The sequence below is a fragment of the Methylobacterium sp. A49B genome, from assembly GCF_053346215.1.
Map to the genome: position 1 here is coordinate 56,781 of NZ_JBKFBO010000082.1, position 25,113 is coordinate 81,893.

A 25,113-nucleotide genomic window follows, 5' to 3' on the forward strand; every position below is an offset into this window, starting at 1 on the left:
CCTGCAATCGCAGGTTCCTAGACTGTGTCGCGCCTAGAAGCTCTCAGTATTCGATCGCAGGCCGGGCGCCGGTGCGCCCGCGCACGCGCGCCGTCCACAACCGACCCCTGTGTCTTCAGCGCCACGTCCATTGAAAAAGTGCATTTGCTGGAACCCTTCGCTCCCGCAGCCGTTTCCTAAACACCCGGCCACCTGGTCCTCCCCGCATTCCCCTTGTGCATCGGCCGGAACCTCTGCGACGGGCTGGAGTCCCTCCGGCCCGTTTTTTTGTGCCGTGACGAGGTCGACAACAAAAAAGCCCCGACTTTCGCCGGGGCTGTTTTGCATTTGCCGACCTGCTGGTATCGGCGGGTCGGGCGATACAGCCAGTCGTGTCAGGCCGTCTTCGCCTCGCGGCGGCGAGCCGTCTGCTGGAAGAACAGCGCTTGGCTGATCACCGCCGAGACGTTGGCGGGCTGGAACGGCTTCGCGATGAGGAAGGCCGGCTCGGGCCGCTCGCCGGTGAGGAAGCGCTCCGGATAGGCCGTGATGAAGATCACCGGCACCTCGAACGTCTTGAGCAGGTCGTTCACCGCGTCGAGGCCAGAAGAGCCGTCGGCGAGCTGGATGTCTGCCAGGATCAGGCCGGGACGCTTACCGCCCTCGCCGGCGATCTTGATGGCCTCGCTGCGGGTCCGGGCCACGCCGATGACGTTGTGGCCCAGGCCTTCGACGAGCGCCTCGAGATCCATGGCGATCAGCGGCTCGTCCTCGATGATGAGGATCTCGGTGGCCATATCGGCGGCGAGTTCACGGCCGGCCTCGTCCACGAGGTCGCGCACCTCGGAAACGTCGACACCCAGGATGATTGCTGCATCCTCCTCGGAGAAACCTTCCAGGCAAGAGAGCAGAAAGGCCTGCCGCGGCAGCGGCGTGATCTGGCCGAGGCGAACTTCCGCCGGCAGATCGTGCTGGACCTGCTCGCTGCGGCCGTTCACCGACAGGGAATTCCAGATCCGCGTGAAGACCCGGAACAGATCCGCCTTGATGTTGGTGCTCCGGCCCAGCGTGTCCGGCTCGTTGACGAGGGTCTCCAGGGTGGCGGCGACGTACGCGTCACCCGCCACTTGGCTCCCCGTGAGCGCACGCGCGTAGCGGCGCAGGTACGGCAGGTGCTGTACCACGAGTTGCGATGTCGACATTCGATCCCCTGTGCCTCGCCGTGTTGCCCGGCCGCGATCGCCTCGATCCTTTTACCGAGGGCCTGCCGGGGCCGGCTTTGTGTCCTGCGCAGCCTACCGCCCAACGCGGCGGCCCGCACTCCGTTCCACCCCCCGGCGGAACCGATCCCGGCGGGCAGGCGTTGCCGCCGCAGCCATGGCGTATGTCGAGCCGCAGCACAATGCGGCCGGGCCGAGTTCGGCAACAAGGGGCGTATTGATGGTGGACCAGGGGAAGGAGGCGGCTCTCCCCGCGCGTGTTACGCGCTCGGGAACTGCTTCCGATCACACGCCACACGCCGATTCAAACGCCCAAGACAGCAGCACCGATCCGCTTTCGCCGCCTTCCGCCAAGCCTGCCGCTCGCGGCGGGTTGAGCGACCATACCCGCACCCGTCTCGCAGCGCAGCTGCGGACTATGTACGATACGATTGCGCAGCAGCCCGTTCCGGATCGCTTCGCCGAACTTATCGCGAAACTCGACAGCGGCGACCGCGAGAGCACCTGATCGGGATGATCTGCGGCGCACCGCGACCTGTGACCAGTTTCACCCGCTCCTCTTGAACGAGGGCCCGATCGATTTGCCGACGGTCTGTCAAAGTCCTGAGCTTTAGGCCCTCCAGCGCGGGGCATGCAGTCGTGCGGCTGGAACGGAAAGAGCCGCCGCGGTCGGCGGCGGCTCTTCGTGTAATCAGACCGGTCCAGAAACAGGACCAGCGTCCCGCGCTACGCGTCAAAGTGTGGGCGAACGGCCGCGCATCAGGCCGACGACGGCCGAGATCGCGAAAAGAACGATCGCCACGAAGAACACCAGCTTGGCGGCTTCCATTGCGGTACCGGCGATGCCGCCGAAACCAAGCAGAGCGGCCACGAGGGCAACGACGAGGAAAGTTACGGCCCAACCGAGCATTGTTCGTATCCTTCGAAAGTATCAACGCGGGCGGGCCGCGTCGTTCTGACCACGAAAACGCCAAGGTTTCGCTCAGGTTCCGCCACCTTGACAAAGTCCTGTGTGCCGGGCGGCCTCGACGACCGGGCCGCGGCAATGAGGGACGGAACGGGACGGGGACGCTAGCGTTCGAAGAGAGGTCTTCAGGTTCAAGCCGGGATCCGCGATGCTGCAATCTGTGAAGAACACCGTTCGATCGAAGGTCGCCGCGACCGCGGCCAGCCTCGCCGCGGCTATCGAGAGAGCCGGCGACGCCCTGCGCGCCGCAGCCCTCGGTCTCGTTCCGGTTCCGGCCCCCGTGCCGGTGCGCGTGCGTGCCCGTCGCACCGGCCGTGCGGGTTGAAGCAATCCGTAGCGCGGCCCGCGGCGATCCCCGATTGCAACGCGGCCCGGACAGGCCTTAGGAACCGCCACCAGATCGCGCGGGAGCAGCGATGGCGGACGCCGACGAGATTAGCCTGACCCTCGAACCATCGATGCCGCCAGCCGGACCTCTCGAGTCTGTGGCACCTCTGATCCGCCGTCGCGTGGCGTCGAATGGCGGCCCGTTCACGGCGACCGGTACCTGCACTTACGTGATCGGCCATGGTCGTGTGGCAATCCTCGACCCCGGTCCGGATGATCCTGCCCACATCGACGCCTTGATGCGGGATCTCTCCGGCGAGACGGTCGAGGCGATCATGGTCACGCACACGCACCGCGATCATTCACCCGGGGCGCGGCTGCTCGCAGCCCGAATCGGCGCGCCGATCCTCGGCTGCGGTCCGCACCGGGCTTCACGGGCGCTGACCGATGCGGAGGCCCCACGGCTCGACGCCAGCGCCGACCGGGCGCACGCGCCCGATCGCGTGATGACGGAGGGCGATGCGATCTCCGGGCCGGGCTGGACGCTCGTCGCCGTGGAAACGCCGGGTCACACGATGAACCACCTCGCCTTCGCGCTGCCGGAGGCCGACGCCCTGTTTTCCGGCGACCATGTCATGGCGTGGTCCACCACCATCGTGGCGCCCCCGGACGGGGAGATGCGGGCCTACATGGCGTCCCTCGACAAGCTGCGCGGCCGCACCGAGGCGATTTACTGGCCGGGCCATGGCGGGCCGGTCCGAGATCCGGCACGCTTCCTGCGCGGCCTCGCGGGACACCGACGCCACCGCGAGGCCGCGATCCGGGCGCGGCTCGCGGCCGGGGACCGGCGCATCGCCGACATCGTCGCGGCGATCTACCAGGGCCTCGACCCGCGCCTGAAAGGTGCCGCGGCCCTGTCGGTCCTTGCCCACTTAGAGGATCTGGTCGGGCGCGGGCTCGCGACGTCGGACGGCGCACCGACCCTGGACGCCGCCTACGCCCTCGCCTGAGACGCCGCGCCGCCGGGACGGCTCACTTCACCGCGAGGGCGAAGTTGGCGACGTCGTCGAGGTACGCGCGAATCCGGTCGGCATTGCTGCCGAAGTCGCGCCCGCCGAGCCGCGAGGCCGACCGCACGTCGATCCGCGCTCCGTCGGCGCGAGGGCGGATCCGGACGGTCACGTCGTCGGGCAGGTTCAGGATCAGGCCGCGCGCCACCGCCTCGATCCGGCCGTTGCCGGTGCGCCCGCCGGGGCGGATCGCCTCGACGATCTGCCAGTTCCGCTTGAGGGCCGCCTTGCGGGCGAGTTCAAAAGCCTCGTCGGCACCGATATCGAGGGTCAGCGGGGCAATCTGCGGATAGGCACCGCGCTGGCGCTCGCGAAGCGCCGGGCCGGGATCGGCCGGATAACGGCCACCGCGGGCCGCGAAGGCCGCTCGCGAGCGCGAGAAGGCGGGCGGATTGTCGATGTCGGTGCTGATGTCGGACAGGGCCGGCAGCCGCAGGCTGCGCAGGCCCAGGAAGGCGGGATAGCCCAGGACGAGGAGCGCCAGGACCAGCCCGGCGACGGCCGGCCCGAGGCCCCGCGCGCCCTCGCGCCAGACCCGCACGAAGGCAAAGAAGGCCGCCAGTGCCGCCGCGAGGGCGATGCCGAGACCGGCCGCCAAGGCGGTGAGCGCGGCGTCGGTATCGGCGCGCGGATCGCGGACCAGCACCAGAGCGATCCCGGTGGCGACGATGGAGAACACGGCGAGCCGCCGGGCCAGCGGCCCCGCGCGTGTTACGGGTTCCTCGATGAGCAGACGGCGCATGGGGATCATAGGGGCGTTCGGTGCCGGATCTTAGAGCTTGGCCGTCGTGGGCGCCATCGGGGCTTACGGGGCGTAGGCGCGGGCCGTTCCGGGAATTCCGAGGGCGGCGGGCTCCTTGAAGGCGTCAGTCAGCAGCGCCTCCCCCGCCCGCTCGGCCGGCTCGGCGGCCTCTCCGCGCGCGACAGTCTGAGCGGTCGGCGCGCTCAGAGGGCCCGCGATCTCGAACACGAGGCCGCGCAGCGGATCGCTCGAGGGCCGCAGGGCGAGGCTGCCCCGGGCCCTCACGCGGCGCTCGGGCAGCGACACCTGCCCGTGCAGGCTCGCCCCGACGCTGGGCCCGATCAAACCCGCCTCGGCGATCTCGCCGATGCCGTCGACGAAGCGCAGGGTAATGGCGGCGCGCTCGAACGCCGTCCGGCCGTTCCGGCGTGCGAGGGCCCCGGAGGCGACGGCGCCGTTGCGATGGATGACATCGGCGAGGTCGAGCCCCGTGATCGTCCCGCCCTCGACGGCAAGGCTCGCCCGGCCGCCGAGACGTGCCAGGAGGGCGGCGCTGTCACGGGCGCTGGCTTCCAGCGCGAACTGACCGTGCGCGGGGCCTGTCAGCCAGCGCGCCGCGCCGATGTCGCTCAGCAGGCTGCCGAGATCGAGGCGGTCGAGACTTCCCTGGGCGCGCATCTCGGTCGCGGCCGGGTCGGACCCGCTCGCCAGGATCACGCGACCCTTGAAGGTTCCGTTCTGGATCCGGGCCCGGTTGACTGCCACCTCGATGGCGGAATTCCGCACGAGGACGCTGGCCGCCAGATCCTGGACCTGGACCGGACCCGCGCGCCCCTCGGCCGCTGATAGACGCAGGTCGAGATCGCCCCGGGTGAATGGGCCCAGCGCCAATGGCCGGGGCTTGCGATCGAGGACCTGCCGTAGATCGCCGACGAGCGGCGCGAGGTCGAGCGACTCGGCTGCCAGCGTCGCCTGGACCGAGAGGCGGGGCGCATCACCCGGCCCCAGGGCGACGGCACCCGCCCCCTCCAACACGTTCCGGCCGAGCCCGATCCGCAGGCTCGGCCAGGATACTGACCGATCCGTCGTCTCGAACCGCCCGGCGATCGAGAAGGCGCCGGCAAGCGGCGAGAGCGGCACGTCCCGTCCGATCCAGGCGAGGCATTCGGGCAGCGACCGGGTCTCGGCACGCACTTGGCCGGCGAGAACCGGCAGCGCCGTGCCCGTGCCGGGCGCCGCCACCGTGCCCTCTGCCGCCAGGTTACCGCCGGCCCAGGTGACCTCCGCGGTGAAGGGGCTGCGCCGGCCCTGGACGAGCTCGGCCGGACGCAGATTGGCGAGGGTGATCCGCGTGGGCACGCCCCGCCACGTCAGACTCGCGCTGCCCTCCGCCGATGCGCTCCAGAACGGCCAGGCAAGGTCCAGGTCAATGTCCCTGGCCTCGTCGCCGCCGGCCAGGCGGGCACCGCTCACGGTGAGCCGACGCGGCCGGACCGTCGCGCCGGCACGGGCCTGCTCGGCGAGGCGCGAGACGGGCGCGCGCCAGTCGGCATCGGCCGACAGGCGCGCGCCGTCCAGGCGAAGCCCGCCAACCGCCGCACGCCCTGCAAGGAGGCTCAGGGGATCGAGGTCGAGGACGAGGCGTCCGTCCTCCGCCAGGGCCGGCCCGCCGGATGCGGTCGCCACGCGGACGCGGTTGAGGGTGAGACGCGGCAGGGGCAGCAGCGTCAGGCTCGCCGCGCCCTCGACGCGCACGGAGAGTCCGTATGTCTCGAAGGCCCGATCGGCGAAGGTCGTCGCCCGGGCACCATCCACCGGCCAGTCGCGCAGGCCGAGACCGGCAACGACCAAGCTCCCGAGGGCGAGGATGAGGATCGGGCGGCGCAGCGACATCATGCTCCGGACGGGCCGCGGGTGCGGCGGAAGCCGGGTGCCGCGCCAGGCCCCCTCAAGCCGGCGCGGGCCCGGCAGGCTCTGCTCGTCGTCGGAGCCTTGTAGCCCTCTCAGCGCGGTTTGTCTGCCGGCTGCACGCGGGACCCTGGCCTGTTCCCCAGGGAGCGCGGGTTACGGATCGTCGCAGACCGCGCGGAGACGCAACGCCCGGCACTGGATTTCGACGGGGGAATCGGGAACAGGAGGCGCGAGGAAACGCGCTTCCAAAGTTTCGGCCGGCCGGGCCCGGCGCGAGAAGGACGGTTCGATGAAGAAGGTCTACACGGATGCCGCGGCTGCGCTGGCCGGCCTCCTGCGCGACGACATGATGGTGATGTGTGGCGGCTTCGGCCTATGCGGCATTCCCGACGAGCTGATCGAGGCGGTGCGCCTTTCGGGCGTCAAGGGTCTCACGGTCGTCTCGAACAATGCCGGCATCGACGGCGTCGGCCTCGGCAAGCTCCTCGATACCCGCCAAGTGCGAAAGATGATCTCGTCCTATGTCGGCGAGAACAAGGAATTCGCGCGCCAGTATCTCGGCGGCGAGCTGGAGATCGAGTTCAACCCGCAGGGCACGCTGGCCGAGCGGATCCGGGCCGGCGGCGCCGGCATCCCGGCCTTCTTCACCAAGACCGGCGTCGGCACCAAGGTCGCCGAGGGCAAGGAGGTCCGCGAGTTCGACGGCGAGCAGTACGTGATGGAGCGCGGCCTGTTCGCCGACATCGCCCTCGTCCACGCCCATACTGGCGACACCGAGGGGAACCTGCGCTACCGGATGACCGCCCGCAACTTCAACCCGATGATGGCGACGGCCGCCCGGATGACGGTGGCGCAGGTGGAGCACCTCGTGAAGCCGGGTGAGATCGATCCGGACACGATCCACACGCCGGGCATCTTCGTGAAGCGCATCATCGACGTCGGGCAGCGCGACAAGCGCATCGAGCAGCGCACGACCCGCAAGCGCGGCGACAACACCCCGGCCGCTGCGGCCGGCGGCGGCACCCACTGACGATCGGGAAGGGAGCGAGAACGATGGCCTGGACCCGCGAGCAGATGGCGGCGCGCGCCGCCAAGGAGCTGGAGGACGGCTTCTACGTGAATCTCGGCATCGGCATCCCGACGCTGGTGTCGAACTACATCCCCGACGGCATGTCGGTGCAGCTCCAGTCGGAGAACGGCATGCTGGGCATGGGCCCTTTCCCCTACGAGGGCGAGGAGGATCCCGACCTGATCAACGCCGGCAAGCAGACCATCACCGCGCTGCCGACGACGAGCTACTTCTCGTCGGCGGATTCCTTCGGGATGATCCGCGGCGGGCACATCAACCTGTCGATCCTCGGCGCCATGCAGGTGGCCGGCAACGGCGACCTCGCGAACTGGATGATCCCCGGCAAGATGGTGAAGGGGATGGGCGGCGCCATGGACCTCGTGGCGGGGGTCAAGCGCGTGGTCGTGGTGATGGAGCACGTCGCCAAGAACAAGGACGGCACCGAGAGCCCGAAGCTGCTGAAGGCCTGCGATCTGCCGCTGACCGGGACCCACGTGGTCGACCTCGTGATCACCGATCTCGGCGTCTTCGAGATCGACAAGAAGGGCGACGGCGGCATGCGCCTGATCGAGCTCGCCGACGGCGTCTCCGAGGACGAGGTTCGCGCGAAGACCGAGGCGGACTACACGGTCGCGCTGAAGGGCTGATCGGGGGTTTGCGGGAGGCCGCCAAGCGGCGGCGTCCACCGGCGGGCGGGCCGGTCAGGCCGCCCGCACACCGACGGGAAGCCGGACCACCTCGGATCTGAGGCGGCGGGACCGGCTCGACAGTTCCGAGGCCGCCCCGAGCACCTGGCTCGCGGCGGCCGTCGTCTGCTCCGACGCATCGGCGACGGCGGCGACGCCGTGCTGCCTCACATCGGCGGAGTCAGGCCGTCCTTGCCGACCGCCACGAGCTTGCCCTCGGCCTTCGCGCCGTCCTTGGCGACCACCGCGAAGACCTTGGAGCCGGGGCTGAGGATCGCCTTGTCGGCGGGCTCGAAGGCGACGATCGGTGCCGAAGAGGGCACCACGATCTCCTTGGAGCCGTCCTTTCCGTAGCTCACCGTCAGGGTGCGCTCGCCGCCGGACGCCGCCTTGTCGGCCTTCACGGTGCCGTTGGTCATCGAACTCTTCACCTTGGGTGCGCCGGAGCTCTCGGCCTTCACGGTGCCGTTGGTCATGGAACTCTTCACCTTGGCGCCGGCGCCTGCGGTCTGGTCGGTGATCGAATCCCAGCCGTAATGGCCCTCGCCGGTGCCGCGCATCGACTCGGGGAACAGGACTACCTCCAGGGCGGTCATCGGGTTCTCGCCCTTGGTGGCGGTGCCGATGAACACGCCGTCCTTGATCTGGTCGAGGCTCGACGGAACAACCCAGGCGAACTTTGCGCCGCCGACATCCACCGTCTCGGTCTTGCCGTCCTCGGTCTTGATCGTGAGCGTGCTGCCGTCGGCCTTGTCGATGGTGCCGCGGACGCGCTCGACTTGAGCGGCGAAGGCCGCGCTCGACAGCAGCGCTGACAGGCCGGCGACGACGAGGGTCTTGCTGAGGTGCTTCATCGAAAGTCCCGTGCTCGCTTCAGGAGCCGGGTTATGGGGCGCTGGCCCCTTCGAACAAGGTTGCGCGCAAGTGAAATGCGGGGCCTGTGAAACAAATAAGGCGGCGCCGGGTGGGCGCCGCCTCATGGATTGCTGCGGGCAGTCCGATGAGCGCCCTATCAGGGGAACTCAGGCCGCGAGCGAGCGCAGCACGTAGGGCAGGATGCCGCCGTTGCGGAAGTATTCCAGTTCGTCGAGCGTATCGATGCGGCAGGTCAGCGGGACCTCCTTCACCGAGCCGTCGGCGGACTTGATCTGCGCGATCAGCGTCTGGCGCGGCTTCAGCTCGCCGGCCAGCCCCTGGATGGTGACGGTCTCGTCACCCTTGAGGCCCAGCGACTCCCAGCTCGTGTCGCCCTGGAACACCAGCGGCACCACGCCCATGCCGACGAGGTTCGAGCGGTGGATGCGCTCGAAGCTCTCGGCGATGACCGCGCGGATCCCGAGCAGCTTCGTGCCCTTGGCCGCCCAGTCGCGCGACGAGCCGGTGCCGTACTCCTTGCCGGCGAAGACGACGAGCGGCGTTCCTTCCGCGGCGTATCTCTGCGCCGCGTCGTAGATGAACATCTTCTCGCCCGAGGGCTGGAACAGCGTCCAGCCGCCCTCGACCACGTTGCCCGAGGGGTCGCGGACCATCTGGTTCTTGATGCGGATGTTGGCGAAGGTGCCCCGCATCATCACCTCGTGGTTGCCGCGCCTTGTGCCGTACTGGTTGAAGTCCTGCACGCGCACCTGATGCGACTGCAGGTACGCGCCGGCCGGGGAGGCCGCGCGGATGTTGCCCGCCGGCGAGATGTGGTCGGTGGTGATCGAGTCGAGGAACAGGCCGAGGATCCGGGCCTCCGCGATGTCCTCCACCGGCTTCGGGGTCTTCTCCATGCCGACGAAGTAGGGCGGGTTCTGCACGTAGGTGGAGCCCGGGTTCCACGCGAAGGTCTCGGCCTCGGTGACCTCGACGTCCTTCCAGTTCTGGTCGCCGCCGAACACGTCCGCGTAGCGCGACTTGAACAGCGCGGAGGTGATGTTCTCCTCAATGAACTGCTGAACCTCGGCCGAGGACGGCCAGATGTCCTTCAGGTAGACGGGCTTGCCGTCCGAGCCCTGGCCCAGCGGCTCCGTGGTGATGTCGATCTGGAGCGAGCCGGCGAGCGCGTAGGCGACGACCAGCGGCGGCGAGGCGAGGTAGTTCGCCCGCACGTCGGGGTTCACGCGGCCCTCGAAGTTGCGGTTGCCCGAGAGCACCGCCGCCGCGACGACGTCGTTGTCGTTGATCGCCTTCGAGATCGCCTCCGGCAGCGGGCCGGAATTGCCGATGCAGGTGGTGCAGCCGAAGCCCACGAGGTTGAAGCCGAGCGCGTCGAGCGGTTCCTGCAGGCCGGACTTCTCCAGGTACTCGCCGACCACCTGCGATCCGGGGGCCAGGGAGGTCTTCACCCACGGCTTGGAGCGCAGGCCCTTGGCGACGGCGTTGCGGGCGAGAAGCCCCGCGCCGATCATCACCGAGGGGTTCGACGTGTTGGTGCAGCTCGTGATCGCGGCGATCACCACGTCACCGTGCCCGATGTCGAAGTTGGTGCCCTCGACCGGGTAGCGGCGGGCGATGTCGGCGGCCTTCTTGAACTCGGACTCCATGGAGGCGGCGAAGCCCGCCTTGGCGCCGTCGAGCAGCACGCGGTCCTGCGGGCGCTTCGGGCCCGCGAGCGAGGGCCGGACCTCGCCCATGTCGAGCTCCAGCGTGTCGGTGAAGACCGGGTCGGGCGTGCTGGCATCGCGCCACATGCCCTGCGCCTTCGCGTAGGCCTCGACCAGGGCGATCCGGTCGTCGGCGCGGCCGGTGACCTTCAGGAAGTCGATGGTCTTCTGGTCGACCGGGAAGAAGCCGCAGGTCGCGCCGTATTCAGGCGCCATGTTGGAGATCGTGGCCCGGTCGGCGACCGCCATGTCGTCGAGGCCGGGGCCGTAGAACTCCACGAACTTGCCGACCACGCCCTTCTTGCGCAGCATCTGGGTGACGGTGAGCACGAGGTCGGTGGCGGTGGTGCCCTCGGGCAGCTTGCCCGACAGCTTGAAGCCGACGACCTCGGGGATCAGCATCGAGAGCGGCTGGCCGAGCATGGCCGCCTCGGCCTCGATGCCGCCGACGCCCCAGCCCAGCACCGCCATGCCGTTGACCATGGTGGTGTGCGAATCGGTACCGACCAGCGAATCCGGGTAGGCCACGTCGGAGCCGTTCTCGGACTTCGTCCAGACCGTCTGCGACAGGTATTCCAGATTCACCTGATGGCAGATACCGGTGCCCGGGGGCACCACCGAGAAGTTGTCGAAGGCCGACTGCCCCCACTTCAGGAAGGTGTAGCGCTCGCCGTTGCGCTCGTATTCCAGAGCGACGTTGTCGGCCAGCGCCTTCGGGGTGCCGAACTCGTCAACGATCACCGAGTGATCGATGACGAGGTCCACCGGCACCAGCGGGTTGATCTTCTGCGGATCGCCGCCGAGCGCCACCATGGCATCGCGCATGGCCGCGAGGTCGACCACCGCCGGCACGCCGGTGAAGTCCTGCATCAGCACGCGCGACGGGCGAAACGCGATCTCGACCTCGGCCTTGCCCTTCTGGTCGAGCCAGCCGACGGCGGCCTCGATATCGGCCTTCTTGACCGAGCGGTCGTCCTCGTAGCGCAGCAGGTTCTCGAGCAGCACCTTCATCGAGAAGGGCAGCGAAGCCGCCGAGGCGAGGCCGTTCTTCTCGGCCGCGGGAATGGAATAGTAGGTGTAGGTCTTGCCGCCGGCTTCGAGCGTCTGGCGGGCCTTGAAGCTGTCGAGTGAGGGCACGGCTGGTTCTATCCTCGCTGCGGGTTGTCGAACACGCGCAGGCAAGACCTGCGCTACGAAGTCTGTGTTCGGCCTGTGTAGCGCCCGACGGGCGCGCGCCGCCCCGGGAGTGCCCGGGCAGGACGATGCGCGGGGGCGATTTGGACGCCCGTGATGCCGCGCGGCGCAGCCAGGGAGGGATATAGAACTTTTCGAATCTGGCCGCTACCGGGTCGTGATGACGGGTGCGTTTTCCTGTCGGAGGGTCGGCGGCGGATCGGGGCATCCGCCCTCTGGCTGTCGTGGGCCAGCGCTCTTCACGAAACCTCGTTGAAGACTCAGCGCAAGCGGCTGCCGCGTTTCGCCTTCCTCACTCTGTGGGGAGAAGCCCGCGGAACCGTCACCCCTGCCCAGGCACAGCCTTGCCGGACAGCGCCTTGAACCGGTCCGGCTGGGCAGCGAGCTTACGCAGGGAGGCGACGTTGGCCGCGGCCTCCTCCGGGCTCATGTCGCGGCGCAGGACCGTTTCGGCGTCGGCGAAACGGCCCTTGAGGCCGAGCACGAGGGCAAGATTCGCCCGCACCCGGGCGTCAGCGCCGGGCTGGTCGGCGGCGAGGCGCAGGGTCTGCTCGGCCTGATCGAGGTTGCGCGACAGGGCGTAGGACAGGCCGAGGTTCGACAGGAGCGAGGGCTCGTTCGGCCGGATCTTCAGGGCGGCCTCGTAGAAGCCCTGGGCGCGGGTCTGCTCGCCGAGCTGAGCCGACGCTGAGCCCTGCGCCGAGAGGACGCGCCAATCCGGAGCGGCCGGGGAATGGGCGTTGGCGAGCACGTCGATCGCCTCTCGGAAGCGGCCGACCTCGACCAGGGACTTGCCGTAGGCGCCCAGGATCACCGTGTCACGCGGGTTCCTTAGGGCGGCCTGCTGAAGGACCGCGCTCGCTTGACTCGTCTGATCGGTGGCCCGGAGCACGCGGGCATAGGCCATCGCCGCCCGGGCGTCCCCGGGATTGGCATTGTAGCGCTCGGCCAGCGCCTCGAGATCCTTGCGGGACGGGGACGACTTGGCGCTGAGGTCGCCGATCGAGCCGGTGGTCTCGGGCGAGCGGGTGTTGCAGCCGGCGAGGCCGAGCGCGATCACCAGCGCGGCGGCGAAACCGGCGCGGCGCCCCGCGGGGGCCGACGTGGTGGCGACACGGGTCAGGGCCGTCATCATGGTAGGCTCCGCGGGCAGGACCGGCAGGCGCGCTTCACGCTTCCCGCCGGGCGGTGATAGAGCGTTAACCCTAATCACCGGTTAAGCCGCCGGCCCGACCGGCGCACGAGAGGCCCATGACGCAGCCCGATACTCCGGAGACCCCGACCGCCTTGCTGCCCGAGGAGGCGCAGGCCGTGCCGGTGACCCTGGTGACAGCGGCGTCCTGGACGGAGGTCGAGGCCGGCCTGGATCTCACTCAGCGCAGCTTCGCACGCGCCCTCGGCTTCAAGCCGAAGGCCGGCAGCCTCGCCCTGTTGCCCGGCCCGGATGGAGGCCTCGGCCGGGTCCTCTTCGGCCTCGGCGATCCCGACAGCGCCGCCTACGACCGGCTGCTCGTCGGCAAGCTGCCAGGTCTTCTACCCGAGGGCAGCTTCCGCCTCGAAAATGCGCCCGATCCCGCCGAGGCCACCCTCGCATGGCTGATGGGTAGCTATCGCTTCGGCCGCTATCGATCGGCCGGCGGCGGCAAAGCGCGGCTCGCGGCACCGGCGGGCATCGACGCCGCCGAGGTGGCGCGGATCGCCGCCGCCGTCGCGCTGGGTCGCGACCTCGTCAACACACCGGCGAACGACATGGGGCCCGCCGAGATCGAGGCCGCTGCCCGGGCGCTCTCCGCGCGCCACGGCGCGGCCATCACCGTCACGCAGGGCGACGCTCTGGCGGCGAAGTTTCCGCTTATCGAGGCGGTCGGCGCCGCCTCGCCGCGGGCGCCGCGGCTGATCGACATGACCTGGGGCCCGGCGGAAGCGCCGCGGGTGACCCTGGTGGGCAAGGGTGTCGCCTTCGACACGGGCGGCCTCGACATCAAGCCGTCCGCCGCGATGCTGCTCATGAAGAAGGACATGGGCGGCGCCGCCGCAGCGCTGGCGGCTGCCGACATGGTCATGGGGGCGGGTCTGCATCTGCGTCTGCGCGTCCTGATCCCCGCGGTGGAGAACGCGGTTTCCGGCAACGCCTTCCGCCCGGGCGACGTGCTTCCGAGCCGGGCCGGGCTCAGCGTCGAGATCGGCAACACTGACGCGGAGGGGCGCTTGATCCTAGCCGACGCCCTGGCTCTCGCGGACGCGGACAGCCCGGAGCTGATCCTCGACTACTCGACGCTGACGGGCGCGGCGCGGGTGGCCCTCGGTCCGGACCTGCCGGCCTTCTTCACTGAGGACGAGGCCCTCGCCGGCGCGGTGGCGGAGGCCGGGCATCGGGCTGTCGACCCGGTCTGGCGGATGCCCCTGCACGCGCCCTACGCGAGCCTGCTCGACTCGAAGGTAGCCGATCTCAACAACGTCTCGGGCGGCCCATTCGCGGGGGCGATCACCGCGGCCCTGTTTCTGCGCCGCTTCGTCCCGAAGACGAAGGCCCACGGCCATTTCGATCTGTACGGCTGGAACCCGTCGACCAAGCCGGGCCGTCCGGAGGGCGGCGAGGTCCAGACCGCGCGGCTGACCTACGCATTGCTGAAGGCGCGCTACGGGGACTGATGCGGTCTGCGCGTCCATTGAACGCGCGGATATTGGCGAACCGTCCCTGTGCCCGCGCGCGATCCGTATCACCCCGTCGTTCCGAGGCCGAAGGCGAGCCCGGAACCCAGAGACGCCGTCGGCGCAAGACCGGAGGCCTCGGAGGCTCTGGATCCCGGGCTCCGCTCCGCGGCCCCGGGATGACGGGGTGCGATGACGAGGCCGATCAGCTCCAGCCCGCCTGCCGCAGGAGCATCCCCGCCCCAGCGCAGAGCGCCAGGGTCTGCAGCGTTCCGAGCCCGAACCGGAACACCGCCAGGATGGCTGCCGCCGTCAGAACCAGCGCGGCCGGATCGAGGCTTGCCGGCACCGGCAGGTCGAGGCGCAGCGGCCCGACCGGCACCGTCTCCACCTGTGCGAACAGGGTCCGCAGCCCGAACCAGACCGCGAGGTTGAGGATCACGCCGGCCACTGCCGCGGTGATCGCCGAGAGCGCGCCCGCGAGCCGCCGGCTGCCGCGCAGGCGCCCGATCAGGGGTGCACCGGCGAAGATCCACAGGAAGCAGGGCACGAAGGTGACCCAGGTGGTAATGAGCCCCGCCAGCGTCCCGGCCACCAGCGGCGGCAGGGATCCGGGTGCGCGAAATCCCGCCAGGAAACCCACGAACTGGAGTACCATGATCAGCGGGCCGGGGGTGGTCTCAGCGAGGCCGAGCCCGTCGAGCATCTCGCCCGGTTTCAGCCAGCCGTAATGCTCCACCGCCTGCTGGGCCACGTAGGCGAGCGCCGCGTAGGCTCCGCCGAAGGTGACGAGCGCCATCTTGGAGAAGAACAGGGCCGCCTGCCCGAAGACCGGCGGCACGCCCGGCAGCACGAAGAGCGCCGCCACCGGCACGAGCCAGATCGCGAACCACAGGACGGCCGTCCGCAGCGAGGCCGCGGCGCGGACGCGCTCGCGCGGCAGCGCTGCCTCGCCGATGAGCACGCCCGCCTCCTCCTCTGGGCCGTCCGCGGTCTCGACGGCCGGCCGCCGGCCGCGCGCGAGACCGACGATGCCGGCCGCGACCACCACGAGCGGGAACGGCACGCCGAGGGCGAAGATCGCCACGAAGGCCGCGAGGGCCACGAGCCGGTCGGCCCGGTCGCGCAGGGCGCGACCGCCGAGGCGCCAGAGGGCGTGCAGCACGATCGCCAGCACCGCCGCCTTCAGCCCGAAGAACAGCCCGGCGACCGCGTCGACGTGGCCGTACAGCACGTAGAGCCAGCTCAGGGCCATGAGCGCCAGCAGCCCCGGCAGGACGAACAGCCCGCCCGCCACGAGGCCGCCGGCCGGTCCGTGCATCAGCCAGCCGATATAGGTCGCGAGCTGCTGCGCCTCCGGCCCGGGCAGCAGCGTGCAGAAGCCGAGCCCGTGCAGGAAGCGCCGCTCGGAGATCCAGCGCCGCTCCTCCACGAGGATGCGGTGCATCACGGCGATCTGGCCGGCCGGGCCGCCGAACGACAGGGCCGCCACCCGCAGCCAGACCGGGACGGCCTGCGCGAGGGTCGGCGCGCTCAGGCGGTGAGCGGCAGCCCCGTCTCGATCAGGCGGGCCCACAGGGAGGCCCCGTACGGCGTTGCGGCGTCGTTGAAATCGTAATGGGGATGATGGAGCGAGGCACTGTCGCCGTTGCCGATGAACATGTAGGCGCCGGGGCGGCGGTCCAGCATGTAGGAGAAGTCCTCGGCGGTCATCATGGGCGCCACGTCCCGATCGACGTTCTCCCCACCGACCAGGGCCTCGGCGACCTCGGCCATGAACGCGGTCTCCGCGGGGTGGTTCTCGGTGACCGGGTAGCTGCCGCCGAATTCGGTGACGCCGGTGGCACCGAAGCCCGCCGCGATCTCCGACACCAGCGCTGCGATCCGTCCCCGGATCTCGGCGCGCACCGCCTGCGACAGGGTGCGCACGGTGCCCCTTAGGGTCACGGTCTGCGGCAGCACGTTGAAGGCTTCCCCGGCTTCGAGGGCGCAGACCGAGACCACGGCCGATTGCAGCGGGTCGAGGTTGCGGGACACGATGCTCTGCAGGGCGATGATCACGTGGCTCGCGACCAGCACGCTGTCGACGGCGTTCTGCGGCAGGGCCGCGTGGCCGCCCCGTCCCTCGACGGTGAGCGTGAAGCGGTCGGTGGAGGCCATGATCGGCCCTGGCCGGATCGCGAAGGTGCCGACCGGCATGCCGGGAATGTTGTGCATCCCGTAGACCGACTCGATCCCGAACCGCTCCATCAGCCCGTCCTCGACCATCGCCTCGCCGCCGCCGCCGCCCTCCTCGGCGGGCTGGAAGATCAGCACGGCGGCGCCGTCGAAGGCGCGGGTCTCGGCGAGGTACCTGGCGGCGCCGAGCAGCATCGTCGTGTGCCCGTCGTGACCGCAGGCGTGCATCTTTCCCGGCACGGTGGAGCGGTAGGGCAGGTCGCGGACTTCCTGGATCGGCAGGGCGTCCATGTCGGCGCGCAGGCCGATGGCACGGTTGGACGCCCGGCCCTTGCCGCGGATCACGCCCACCACGCCGGTGCGACCGATTCCGGTCACCACCTCGTCGCATCCGAAGAACCGCAGCCTGTCCGCCACGAAGCCGGCGGTTCGCTCGACGTCGTACAGCAGCTCAGGATGAGCATGCAGATCGTGCCGCCACGCCTGCATCGTGTCGGCAAAGTCGCAAATCCGTTCGAGGACGGGCATCGGGTCGGCGCTCTCGTGGCCTTTGGGGTCGGCCGGACCAGCAAAGCTGGGGCCAAAGCCGCCGTCAACGGCCGCAACGGAGCCCTGTCGCCACTCAGCAGTGTGGCCCGGATCAGGAAGCGCGCCGTCCCCGTTCCGACAGTCCGCGTGCCGGGCGGCGACGCGGCTGCAGCGGCCTGTCCGGCGCGGCGAGGTCGTCCAGGATCGGGCAGTCGGGCCGGTCGTCGCCGCAGCAGGCCTCCGCCAGGCACTCCAGGGTCCGCGCCATCCCCTCAAGCTCCGTGATGCGGCGGCGCAGATCCGCGATCTGCTCCCGGGCGATCGCCTTGACGCCGGCGCTCGGTCGGGCGCGATCTTGCCAGAGCGCCAGGAGGTCCGCGATCGCGTCCACGCTGAAGCCGAGGTCGCGGGCGCGTCGAATGAAGCGCAGCGTGTGAAGGTCGGCCTCGCCGTAATGCCGGTAGCCGGCTTCGGAGCGTCTGGCCGTGGGCAGCAGGCCGGTCGTCTCATACCAGCGGATCATCTTGGCCGAGACGCCGGTGCGGCGCGCCGCCTCGCCGATGGTGAGGACAACCGCGCTCATGCCGGCCTCGGATTCAGCGCGGGAGCCTTTGAGGGTGGGGACCCGCCGCCTGCCCGCCGCAGCCGCAGGGCGTTGCCCAGGACGAAGACGCTGGAGAACGCCATCGCCCCCGCGGCCAGGATCGGTGACAGCGTCGGTCCGCCGAAGGGTACCAGCACGCCTGCCGCCACCGGGATCAGCGCGGCGTTATAGGCGAAGGCCCAGAACAGGTTCTGGCGGATATTGGCCATGACCGCGCGCGACAGCGCCAGCGCCTCGACCAGGGAGTCGAGGCTCCCGGACATCAGCACCACGTCCGCGCTGTCCACCGCGATGTCGGTGCCGGTCCCGATGGCGAGGCCGACATCGGCCTCGGCGAGCGCGGGCGCGTCGTTGATGCCGTCGCCCACGAAGGCCACGGGCCCGTGCGCCGCCCGGAACCGCTGGACCGCCTCGACCTTCCCGCCGGGCAGCACCCCGGCGGCCACGTCGTCGATGCCGAGGCTCCGGGCGACGCTGGCCGCAGTGCGGGGGTCGTCACCTGTGACCATCGCGACGGCGAGACCGCGCGCCTGGAGCGACGCCACCGCCTCCCGGGCGCCCGCCTTCACGGGATCGGCCAGGGCCAGGACGGCCGCGTGGCGGCCATCAAGGGCGAGGTGGATCGGGGTCCGGCCTTCACCGGCCAGTCGCTCGGCGCGGGCGGCGAGGTCGGGATCCGCCGCGATGCCGAGCCGGTCGAGATAGCGCGGCGCGCCGAGGGCCACCGCCCGGCCCGCCAGCCGGCCGGCGACGCCGAAACCCTCCAGCGCCTCGAAGCCGTCCGCCTCGGGCGCCCGGAGGCCGCGGTCACGCGCCGCCGCCACCACCGCGCCCGCCAGAGGATGCTCGGAGCGGCTCTCCAGGCCGGCGGCCAGCGCCAGCGCGTCTTCCTCCGGGACGCCCCTGGCCGTGACGATGTCGGTGACGCGGGGACGGCCCTCGGTGAGCGTGCCGGTCTTGTCGAGGGCCACGACGCGGACGTCGCGCAGGCGCTGCAACGCCGCACCGTCGCGGAACAGCACGCCGCGTCCCGCCGCGCGCCCGGTGCCGACCATGATGGCAGTCGGCGTCGCCAGACCCATGGCGCAGGGGCAGGCGATGATCAGGACGGCCACCGCGTTGACCAGCGCCGTGCCAAGGGCGGGCGCCGGCGCGAGGACGAGCCACGCCAGGAAGGTCACCCCGGCGATGCCGATCACGACCGGCACGAAGCGCCCGGTGACCCGATCGACCAGCGCCTGGATCGGCAGCTTGCCGCCCTGGGCGCGCTCGACCATCGCGGCGATCTGGGCGAGCACGGTGGCGCTGCCGACCGCATCGACCCGCAGGTCGAGGCTGCCGCGACCGTTGAGGGTGCCGCCGACCATCCGGTCCCCCGGCCCCTTGTGCACCGGCACCGGCTCGCCCGTGACCATGCTCTCGTCGACGTGGCCCGTGCCGGAGACCACCACGCCGTCGGCGGCCACGCGCTCCCCCGGCCGCACCCGGACCAGGTCGCCGATCCGGAGCCCGGCGAGGGGCACCTGCGCCTCCGCGTCGCCGCGGAGCACCCGGGCGGTCTTGGGGGTGAGATCCATCAGCCGGGCGATCGCCTGTCCGGTCCTGCCCCGCGCCCGGGCCTCGAGGGTCCGGCCGAGCAGGATCAGCGTGACGATCAGCACGCTGGCCTCGAAGTAGAGATGCGCCGCGTCCGCCGGCAGCAGTGCGGGCGCCAGCGTCGAGACCAGGGAATAGAGGTAGGCCGCGCCGGCACCGAGGGCGACGAGGGCGTTCATGTCCGGGTGGCCGCGCAGCAGGCCCGGCACGCCGCGCAGGAAGAAGTGCCGGCCTGGCCCTGCGAGGACCAGGGTGGCCAGGACGGCCTGGACCACCGCCGTCGCAGATCCGCCGTGCAGGCGTCCCAGGACATGCCCGCCCATGTCGAGGACCACCACCGGGGTCGAGAGCAACGCCGCCGCGATCAGGTCGCCACGCAGGGCGCGACCCTCTTGGTCCTGGCGCGCCGCCGGATCGGCCGGATCGGCCGCCTCCAGGGGTCGGGCCTCGTAGCCCGCCGCCGCAACGGCCGCGACGAGATCGTCCGTCGATACCACGCCCTCGGGGTGGCGGATCGCGGCCCGTCCGATGGCGAGGTTGACGCTGGCACCGGTGACACCGGGTACGGCGGCGAGCCCCCGCTCGATGCGGCCGACGCAGCTCGCGCAGGACATCCCCTCAATCGCCAGCAGGGTCTCCGTCTCGGGAACCGGATAGCCGACCTCCGCCAGCGCGGCCGCGGCGTCGGCCGGGCGCGCGGCCCCACCCAGAACGAGGCTGGCCCGGTGGGTGGCGAGATTCACCGCCACGTCCCGGACGCCGGGGAGCGACCGGAGAGCGCGCTCGACGCGACCCACGCACGAGGCGCAGGACATGCCCTCCACGGGAAGGGTCAAGGTGACAGGGTCCGGCATGGCGGCGGTTCCGTTCAAAGGTCCCATGCCCTGAGAGATGGGGGTTCCCATCATGGGAAGGTCAAGGGGCGCCCAATGCACCGCGTTCCCGGCAGGGTTCCAGGTGGCGTGCCGCTTCGCGGCAACCGGCCGGGACCGAGCCTGAACATCGCGCCAGCCCTCGCACCGCGCGCACGGCGCGCCAGTGGGCGCCGCCTCAGGGACAGCTAGGCTGCGCGAGGGCCGCGAACACGGACTGAGGAGCTGCAACTATTTCGTGTAGGAGTTGCCGTGTAACAACCACTCCGTCATTCCTGGGCACCGCAGGCGAGCCGGGAATGACGGGGTTGTCCGTCTGAGGCGGAGCCAGGTCTCGCCAACCTGAGTTCGCAGCCCTGCAGACTCCGCCGCAACGGTTGTCGAATCGCCCCGGTCCGGCCAAGCTCCTCGACCGTCGGGCCGAAGAGGACACGGATGACCGAACCCCTGACGATCTACGGCGATCCGGGCTCCGGGAACTGCCTCAAGGTCAAGTGGGTCGCGGCCCATCTCGGTATCCCGGCGACCTGGCACGACGTGGACGTGCCGGGTGGGGGGACGCGCACGCCCGCGTTCCTGGCGCTGAATCCGGCCGGGCGCGTGCCGATCGTGGTCTTCCCCGACGGCGCGATCCTGTCGGAGTCGAACGCGATCATCGTCCATCTTGCGGACGGCTCGCACCTCATCCCGCAGGCACCGTTCGACCGCGCCCGCATGCTGCAATGGATGTTCTGGGAACAGTACAGCCACGAGCCGTACATCGCGGTCCGCCGCTATCAACTCCACTACCTGAGGCGATCTCCGGCGGATCTGGATCCGAAGCTTGCCGAGCGCGGCGCGGACGCCCTGCGCCTGATGGAGGGCACCCTCGGACGGTCCACCTTCATGGCGGGCGATGCGCTGACACTCGCCGATGTCGCCCTCGTCGCCTACACCCGCATGGCGCACGAGGGCGGCTTCGATCTCGCGGCCTACCCGGCCGTCCGCGCCTGGATCGGGCGCGTCGAATCCGGGCTCGGGATCGGCCCCTACGACTGATCGGCCACCAGTGGCGGCGCGGCGGTGGCCCCATATTCCGGCAGGCTGACCCGCACCGTCGTCCCCTGCCCCATCGTGCTCTCTATGGTGAGGCGACCGCGATGACGGTTCAGGCTGTGCTTGACGATGGCGAGCCCGAGCCCGGTGCCGCCGCGGGCGCGGCTCGAGACGACGTCGATCCGGTAGAAGCGCTCCGTCAGCCGCGGGATGTGCTCGGGCGGGATCCCCGGCCCGTCATCGGTCACCGACAGGACGATCCGGCGACCGAGCCGGGGATCGTCCTCCCGTGCGAGCCCGACGCCGATCCGGCCGCCGCCGTACTTCACGCCGTTCTCGATCAGGTTCTCGATGACCCGGGCGAGTTCGTCGGCGTCGCCCGGCACCCTGTAGGGCCCCGCCCCGTCGTCCAACCGAATCGTGGCGCCCCGGGACTCGGCCAACGGCCCCTGGGCGTCGACCATCTGGCGCGCGAGCGCCCCGAGATCGACCATCAGGGTGGGGGCTACGTGCTCCCGCAGCTCAATGCGCGAGAGCGAGAGCAGGTCGTCGATGAGGCGCGTCATCCGCAGCGCCTGGACCCGCATGATCTCCAGGAAGCGCTCGCGCGCCTGCGCATCCTCGCGGGCGGGCCCCTGCAGGGTCTCGATGAAGCCGATCAGGGTGGCCAACGGCGTGCGCAGCTCGTGGCTGGCGTTGGCGACGAAGTCGACCCGCATCGCCTCCAGTCGCCGGGCCGACGTGAGGTCCCGCAGGAACAGCAGCGCGCTGACGCCGGATCCGTCGGGCATCGGCAGGGCTCCGATCTGCACCTCGAAGGTCCGCTCCAGCGGGATCCGGGTCGCGAGAGCGACGCGTCGGGGCATGCCGGAACTCAGGACCGCCTCGACGCCGTCGAGAACCTCCGGATCGCGGAGGGCGAAGGACAGGGGTCGGGCCTGGTGCAGGGCGGGCAGCAGCGCGCGGGCAGCGGGGTTGGCCTCGACCACCAGAGTCCGACGATCCACGAGTATCACCGGGTCGGGCACGTGTGCGAGCAGCGCCTCCGCCACCGCGTGCCGGTGCGCGGTGGCGGCCGGTCGCGGCACCGGGGCTTCGGGGCCGCGTCCCCCGAGCCAGCCGCCCACGCAGACTGCACCCAGCCCGATCAGGATCAGCGGCAGATCGAGGCGACCGGCGACGGCAAGCGCCAGCGCGAGCAGGCCCGTGCCGATCGCGGCGCCGGTCCAGGCAGGAGAGGTGCGCAGACGGCCGGGCATGGCAGGCGCGGCAATCGGGTCAGCGCGGCTCGGACTCGTCGCGCCACGCCCGGCCGGACGGGCCCGCAGTACCCTCCGGGGGGCCGGAATCCCGTGCGCCGCCCGCGCGCTTGACGATCTCATAGAGGCCGAGCATCGCCAGGGCGGTCACGAACGGCACGACGTAGTAGCAGCCCCGGAACAGGAGCAGAGAGGTCAGCACCTCGTTGCGCGGCAGGCTCGACAGGGCGAGCAGCACCGTCGCCTCGAACACGCCGATCCCGCCCGGCGCGTTCGACGCGATGCCCAGCATGGCGGCGAGCACGTAGATCGCCAGGAAGGTGGTGAAGCCCAGCGTCGTCTCCTGCGGCAGCAGGACGTAGAGCACGGCTGCCGCCGCGCAGACGTCGCCGATCCCGACGATCATCTGGCCAATCGAGACCGAGGCCCCGGGCAGCTCAAGCCGCCACTGCTTCACGGTGATGCTGCGCTTCTTGGCCGAGACCCAGGCGAGGTAGCCCAGCACCAGGGCGAGCGCCGCGAGACCCACGCCCTGGTTGATCCGGATCGACGTGAAGGCGAGCCCGGCGAGCTGGCCCGCCTCGATGATCAGGCTGAGACCCAGGACCACGCCCATGCCGAGCCAGAAGGTGAAGCCGGCGATCACCGTCAGCGCCGCGATCTTGGCCGTCGAGAGGCCCTGGCGGGCGTAGATCCAGTAGCGGATCGTGCCGGCGGTGAGCAGCGGGAAGCCCAGGGTGAAGCTCACCGCGTAGCTGGTGAACGAGGCGAGCGCGGTGATCCGGTAGGGGACCTTGATCTTGAGCTGGCGCAGGGCCAGCGCGTCGTAGCCCGTAAGGAACAGGTAGCTGATCGCGACGAACAGGAAGGCGAGGCCGAGCTGCTCGCCCGTCGCGGCCGCGATGGCGGTGCGCACCTCCGCCCAGCTCACGCTCTGGACGAGCTTCCACAGCACGCCGAGCGAGACCGCGACCAGCACGATGCTGGCGGCCGTGCCGATCCAGGCGTAGCGGCTGCGTCGGCTCTTCCCCTTCGAGCCCGCGGGGTCGTGCTGGACCGGCTCGGCCTTCTCGGCCGCGCTCCGGTGCTGTCCCTGAAAATTCATGCCGTTCGGCGTCCGCCCTTCCGGCTGCGCGGCCCGGCCGAAGGCCGTCAGCCCGTGCCGGAATCTCCCGGACCGCGGCCCGTTGCCCCGCATGTAGGCCGAACCGGCGCGCAAGGCCAGGGAAGGCAGGGCCGTGACGGGCTTTCTATCCTCAGGCGGTCTCGCGATCGAGGATCTCAGCCGCCTCCGCGAGGCCGCGCCGGATCCGGGCGGGCACCTCCGGCGAGGTGCAGACGTAGGTCGGGCTCGGATGGGGAACCCGGATCACCGGCAGGTCGGGGCGCAGAGCCGCGAGGGTCGGCGCCGCTTCGCCGGCGAAGCGGCCGGCCAGAACAGCCACGGCGAGGCGCGGCAGCAGGTCGATGAGCGGGGCCAGGTAGAGCGCGCCGGCCGCGACCTCGGCGCGGCGGGGCGCGCGGTTGAGGGCGCCCGCCGCGTGGATGAGCCAGGGCACGGCGTTCCAGATCAGCGTGTCGGCCCGGGCGATTCGAGCTTCGGCGAGAAAGCGGAACAGGTTCGCGGCGGTGCCGTTCGCGCTGTCGCGGGTGACGAAGCCGGTACGCAACACCGCCGGGCCAGGCGTCTCGAGGAGGAGGAGCATCCGCGCCGCGACGCCACCGTCCAGCGGGTCGGGTGCGGGCACGGGAGCAGCGCGCTCCGCCGAGATCCGCGCGCCAAGGGCCCGGATCGGCGCGATGTGCGGCGCCCCGATCATCGCCCGGCGGGCCGCGAGAGCGTCCGGATCGGCGAGCGATTTCGGGGCCTGCGGCTCAGCCGACATCGAGGCCGGGGATGGGGGCACCGAGGTGGCCGGACAGGCGGAAGCGCTCGGCGCCTTCCTCCCGGGCAAGCCGGGCTTCGAGGCCTGCCGGCCCGCCGAACTGGAAGCCGATCTGGCTGGCATAGGCCGCGCAGGACGCCCGCTTGCGGGCCTGCGCGTCCGGATCGAGGCGTATCAGCGGCTCGGGAAGGGCGGCGAACAGGCCGGCGAGGGGCTCCTTCGGCGTGGCCTCGCGCACCGTATAGGGGAAGTCGCGCCACCACAGGACCGGTGCCTCGACCGCGAGACCGCGCAGCGCCCGGACCGCCTGGACATGATCGACATGGCCGCCGATCGCCTGCGGGGCGAGGATCAGGTCCGGACGCTCGGCGGCGATCAGGTCCGCGATGGCTGGCGCGAGGTCGGCCGCGATCCCGTCGTCGGCGCGGGTGTCGGAGAAGAGTTCCGTCGCCGCGCCGTAGCCCCGGTGCGGCGCCTCGCGGAACGGCAGGTGGACGGGCGGCGCGATGCCGAGCGCGGCGGCGGCCCCGACGTCCTCCTCCCGGCGCAGGGCCATGTAGTCGACCTCCGCCGGCAGCCCCTTGTCGAGCTGGCAGGCCAGCGCGAAGCCCGTCGGGTCGGGGACGCTGCCGGTGAACAGCGTCGCCATGACCACGTGCCAGCCGTCCGCGGCGAGGCTCGCCAGGAGGCCGCCGCAGGAGAAGGCGGCGTCGTCGAGATGGGGTGACAGGGCGAGCGCGGTGGGCATGGTTC

22 protein-coding genes are annotated in these 25,113 nt (G+C 71.0%); 7 read left to right on the forward strand and 15 right to left on the reverse strand.

What is annotated here, in order from left to right; genetic code table 11:
* Positions 1–374: 374 nt before the first annotated feature.
* Complete coding sequence (locus ACLBX9_RS10670; RefSeq protein ID WP_010683676.1) at positions 375–1,181, reverse strand: response regulator; 807 nt, start codon at positions 1,179–1,181, stop codon at positions 375–377.
* 175 nt (positions 1,182–1,356) lie between these two features.
* On the opposite strand from ACLBX9_RS10670, the gene ACLBX9_RS10675 reads away from it, so the two are divergent.
* Positions 1,357–1,707 carry a NepR family anti-sigma factor gene (locus ACLBX9_RS10675; RefSeq protein ID WP_447718918.1) on the forward strand — a complete coding sequence of 117 codons (351 nt, stop codon included), beginning with the start codon at positions 1,357–1,359 and terminating at the stop codon, positions 1,705–1,707.
* A 225-nt stretch (positions 1,708–1,932) separates the two neighbouring features.
* On the opposite strand, the gene ACLBX9_RS10680 is transcribed toward ACLBX9_RS10675, so the two are convergent.
* Positions 1,933–2,109, reverse strand: a complete 177-nt coding sequence (locus ACLBX9_RS10680; protein WP_007568853.1) for a DUF1328 domain-containing protein — start codon at positions 2,107–2,109, stop codon at positions 1,933–1,935.
* 205 nt (positions 2,110–2,314) lie between these two features.
* On the opposite strand from ACLBX9_RS10680, the gene ACLBX9_RS10685 reads away from it, so the two are divergent.
* Both ACLBX9_RS10685 and ACLBX9_RS10690 read left to right on the forward strand, forming a co-directional pair.
* A complete protein-coding gene (locus tag ACLBX9_RS10685) occupies positions 2,315–2,491 on the forward strand; it encodes a hypothetical protein (RefSeq protein WP_447718919.1) in 177 nt (58 codons plus the stop codon).
* A 91-nt stretch (positions 2,492–2,582) separates the two neighbouring features.
* Positions 2,583–3,503, forward strand: a complete 921-nt coding sequence (locus ACLBX9_RS10690; RefSeq protein ID WP_447718920.1) for an MBL fold metallo-hydrolase — start codon at positions 2,583–2,585, stop codon at positions 3,501–3,503.
* 22 nt (positions 3,504–3,525) lie between these two features.
* On the opposite strand, the gene ACLBX9_RS10695 is transcribed toward ACLBX9_RS10690, so the two are convergent.
* Both ACLBX9_RS10695 and ACLBX9_RS10700 read right to left on the reverse strand, forming a co-directional pair.
* A complete protein-coding gene (locus ACLBX9_RS10695; RefSeq protein WP_010683672.1) occupies positions 3,526–4,305 on the reverse strand; it encodes a DUF1499 domain-containing protein in 780 nt (259 codons plus the stop codon).
* 63 nt (positions 4,306–4,368) lie between these two features.
* Positions 4,369–6,201, reverse strand: a complete 1,833-nt coding sequence (locus tag ACLBX9_RS10700; protein WP_447718921.1) for an AsmA family protein — start codon at positions 6,199–6,201, stop codon at positions 4,369–4,371.
* Between the two features lie 304 nt (positions 6,202–6,505).
* Here ACLBX9_RS10700 and ACLBX9_RS10705 point away from each other — a divergent pair, with 304 nt between their 5' ends.
* Positions 6,506–7,246 (forward strand): CoA transferase subunit A, encoded by a 741-nt coding sequence (locus ACLBX9_RS10705; protein WP_010683670.1) that lies wholly within the window; start codon positions 6,506–6,508, stop codon positions 7,244–7,246.
* A gap of 23 nt (positions 7,247–7,269) precedes the next feature.
* Positions 7,270–7,932 (forward strand): 3-oxoacid CoA-transferase subunit B, encoded by a 663-nt coding sequence (locus ACLBX9_RS10710; RefSeq protein WP_010683669.1) that lies wholly within the window; start codon positions 7,270–7,272, stop codon positions 7,930–7,932.
* Positions 7,933–8,138: 206 nt separating this feature from the next.
* On the opposite strand, the gene ACLBX9_RS10715 is transcribed toward ACLBX9_RS10710, so the two are convergent.
* The 3 genes from ACLBX9_RS10715 to ACLBX9_RS10725 form a co-directional block, all read right to left on the reverse strand.
* Positions 8,139–8,825, reverse strand: a complete 687-nt coding sequence (locus ACLBX9_RS10715; protein WP_010683668.1) for a hypothetical protein — start codon at positions 8,823–8,825, stop codon at positions 8,139–8,141.
* A 168-nt stretch (positions 8,826–8,993) separates the two neighbouring features.
* Positions 8,994–11,693, reverse strand: a complete 2,700-nt coding sequence (gene acnA, locus ACLBX9_RS10720; protein WP_447718922.1) for an aconitate hydratase AcnA — start codon at positions 11,691–11,693, stop codon at positions 8,994–8,996.
* A gap of 379 nt (positions 11,694–12,072) precedes the next feature.
* Entirely contained in the window at positions 12,073–12,882 is an 810-nt protein-coding gene (locus ACLBX9_RS10725; RefSeq protein WP_010683666.1) for a CDC27 family protein, read from the reverse strand.
* 119 nt (positions 12,883–13,001) lie between these two features.
* Here ACLBX9_RS10725 and ACLBX9_RS10730 point away from each other — a divergent pair, with 119 nt between their 5' ends.
* Positions 13,002–14,402, forward strand: a complete 1,401-nt coding sequence (locus tag ACLBX9_RS10730; protein ID WP_447718923.1) for a leucyl aminopeptidase family protein — start codon at positions 13,002–13,004, stop codon at positions 14,400–14,402.
* Between the two features lie 205 nt (positions 14,403–14,607).
* Here ACLBX9_RS10730 and chrA read toward each other — a convergent pair whose 3' ends face one another.
* The 4 genes from chrA to ACLBX9_RS10750 form a co-directional block, all read right to left on the reverse strand.
* Positions 14,608–15,978, reverse strand: coding sequence for a chromate efflux transporter (gene chrA, locus ACLBX9_RS10735; RefSeq protein WP_447718924.1), 1,371 nt, complete (start codon positions 15,976–15,978; stop codon positions 14,608–14,610).
* Complete coding sequence (locus ACLBX9_RS10740; protein WP_447718925.1) at positions 15,936–17,108, reverse strand: M20 aminoacylase family protein; 1,173 nt, start codon at positions 17,106–17,108, stop codon at positions 15,936–15,938. The genes chrA and ACLBX9_RS10740 overlap by 43 nt, the downstream gene beginning before the upstream one ends.
* 112 nt (positions 17,109–17,220) lie before the next feature.
* Positions 17,221–17,691 carry a Cu(I)-responsive transcriptional regulator gene (cueR, locus tag ACLBX9_RS10745; protein ID WP_447718926.1) on the reverse strand — a complete coding sequence of 157 codons (471 nt, stop codon included), beginning with the start codon at positions 17,689–17,691 and terminating at the stop codon, positions 17,221–17,223.
* Positions 17,688–20,162 carry a heavy metal translocating P-type ATPase gene (locus ACLBX9_RS10750; RefSeq protein WP_447718927.1) on the reverse strand — a complete coding sequence of 825 codons (2,475 nt, stop codon included), beginning with the start codon at positions 20,160–20,162 and terminating at the stop codon, positions 17,688–17,690. The genes cueR and ACLBX9_RS10750 overlap by 4 nt, the downstream gene beginning before the upstream one ends.
* A 453-nt stretch (positions 20,163–20,615) precedes the next feature.
* On the opposite strand from ACLBX9_RS10750, the gene ACLBX9_RS10755 reads away from it, so the two are divergent.
* Positions 20,616–21,218 carry a glutathione S-transferase N-terminal domain-containing protein gene (locus tag ACLBX9_RS10755; protein ID WP_010683660.1) on the forward strand — a complete coding sequence of 201 codons (603 nt, stop codon included), beginning with the start codon at positions 20,616–20,618 and terminating at the stop codon, positions 21,216–21,218.
* On the opposite strand, the gene ACLBX9_RS10760 is transcribed toward ACLBX9_RS10755, so the two are convergent.
* The 4 genes from ACLBX9_RS10760 to ACLBX9_RS10775 form a co-directional block, all read right to left on the reverse strand.
* On the reverse strand, positions 21,209–22,474 hold the full coding sequence (locus tag ACLBX9_RS10760; protein ID WP_447718928.1) for an ATP-binding protein: 1,266 nt from the start codon (positions 22,472–22,474) through the stop codon (positions 21,209–21,211). The genes ACLBX9_RS10755 and ACLBX9_RS10760 overlap by 10 nt on opposite strands.
* A gap of 19 nt (positions 22,475–22,493) precedes the next feature.
* Positions 22,494–23,579: a lysylphosphatidylglycerol synthase domain-containing protein gene (locus ACLBX9_RS10765; RefSeq protein ID WP_010683658.1), complete on the reverse strand. Its 1,086-nt coding sequence runs from the start codon at positions 23,577–23,579 to the stop codon at positions 22,494–22,496.
* Positions 23,580–23,730: 151 nt separating this feature from the next.
* Positions 23,731–24,360 carry a uracil-DNA glycosylase gene (locus tag ACLBX9_RS10770; RefSeq protein ID WP_447718929.1) on the reverse strand — a complete coding sequence of 210 codons (630 nt, stop codon included), beginning with the start codon at positions 24,358–24,360 and terminating at the stop codon, positions 23,731–23,733.
* Positions 24,350–25,108: a PIG-L deacetylase family protein gene (locus tag ACLBX9_RS10775; protein WP_447718930.1), complete on the reverse strand. Its 759-nt coding sequence runs from the start codon at positions 25,106–25,108 to the stop codon at positions 24,350–24,352. Before ACLBX9_RS10775 ends, ACLBX9_RS10770 begins: the two co-directional genes overlap by 11 nt.
* Positions 25,109–25,113: the final 5 nt, after the last annotated feature.

What these genes read in the sequence shown, in the direction of transcription:
- ACLBX9_RS10700 (WP_447718921.1), bottom strand. Translation starts at nt 6,201, where the DNA reads ATGATGTCGCTGCGCCGCCCGATCCTCATCCTCGCCCTCGGGAGCTTG.
- ACLBX9_RS10740 (WP_447718925.1), bottom strand. Translation starts at nt 17,108, where the DNA reads ATGCCCGTCCTCGAACGGATTTGCGACTTTGCCGACACGATGCAGGCG.
- ACLBX9_RS10765 (WP_010683658.1), bottom strand. Translation starts at nt 23,579, where the DNA reads ATGAATTTTCAGGGACAGCACCGGAGCGCGGCCGAGAAGGCCGAGCCG.
- ACLBX9_RS10775 (WP_447718930.1), bottom strand. Translation starts at nt 25,108, where the DNA reads ATGCCCACCGCGCTCGCCCTGTCACCCCATCTCGACGACGCCGCCTTC.
- ACLBX9_RS10730 (WP_447718923.1), top strand. Translation starts at nt 13,002, where the DNA reads ATGACGCAGCCCGATACTCCGGAGACCCCGACCGCCTTGCTGCCCGAG.
- ACLBX9_RS10685 (WP_447718919.1), top strand. Translation starts at nt 2,315, where the DNA reads ATGCTGCAATCTGTGAAGAACACCGTTCGATCGAAGGTCGCCGCGACC.
- ACLBX9_RS10715 (WP_010683668.1), bottom strand. Translation starts at nt 8,825, where the DNA reads ATGAAGCACCTCAGCAAGACCCTCGTCGTCGCCGGCCTGTCAGCGCTG.
- ACLBX9_RS10670 (WP_010683676.1), bottom strand. Translation starts at nt 1,181, where the DNA reads ATGTCGACATCGCAACTCGTGGTACAGCACCTGCCGTACCTGCGCCGC.
- ACLBX9_RS10755 (WP_010683660.1), top strand. Translation starts at nt 20,616, where the DNA reads ATGACCGAACCCCTGACGATCTACGGCGATCCGGGCTCCGGGAACTGC.
- ACLBX9_RS10690 (WP_447718920.1), top strand. Translation starts at nt 2,583, where the DNA reads ATGGCGGACGCCGACGAGATTAGCCTGACCCTCGAACCATCGATGCCG.
- ACLBX9_RS10705 (WP_010683670.1), top strand. Translation starts at nt 6,506, where the DNA reads ATGAAGAAGGTCTACACGGATGCCGCGGCTGCGCTGGCCGGCCTCCTG.
- ACLBX9_RS10695 (WP_010683672.1), bottom strand. Translation starts at nt 4,305, where the DNA reads ATGCGCCGTCTGCTCATCGAGGAACCCGTAACACGCGCGGGGCCGCTG.
- cueR (WP_447718926.1), bottom strand. Translation starts at nt 17,691, where the DNA reads ATGAGCGCGGTTGTCCTCACCATCGGCGAGGCGGCGCGCCGCACCGGC.
- ACLBX9_RS10675 (WP_447718918.1), top strand. Translation starts at nt 1,357, where the DNA reads ATGGCGTATGTCGAGCCGCAGCACAATGCGGCCGGGCCGAGTTCGGCA.
- ACLBX9_RS10770 (WP_447718929.1), bottom strand. Translation starts at nt 24,360, where the DNA reads ATGTCGGCTGAGCCGCAGGCCCCGAAATCGCTCGCCGATCCGGACGCT.
- ACLBX9_RS10760 (WP_447718928.1), bottom strand. Translation starts at nt 22,474, where the DNA reads ATGCCCGGCCGTCTGCGCACCTCTCCTGCCTGGACCGGCGCCGCGATC.
- ACLBX9_RS10680 (WP_007568853.1), bottom strand. Translation starts at nt 2,109, where the DNA reads ATGCTCGGTTGGGCCGTAACTTTCCTCGTCGTTGCCCTCGTGGCCGCT.
- ACLBX9_RS10725 (WP_010683666.1), bottom strand. Translation starts at nt 12,882, where the DNA reads ATGACGGCCCTGACCCGTGTCGCCACCACGTCGGCCCCCGCGGGGCGC.
- ACLBX9_RS10710 (WP_010683669.1), top strand. Translation starts at nt 7,270, where the DNA reads ATGGCCTGGACCCGCGAGCAGATGGCGGCGCGCGCCGCCAAGGAGCTG.
- ACLBX9_RS10750 (WP_447718927.1), bottom strand. Translation starts at nt 20,162, where the DNA reads ATGCCGGACCCTGTCACCTTGACCCTTCCCGTGGAGGGCATGTCCTGC.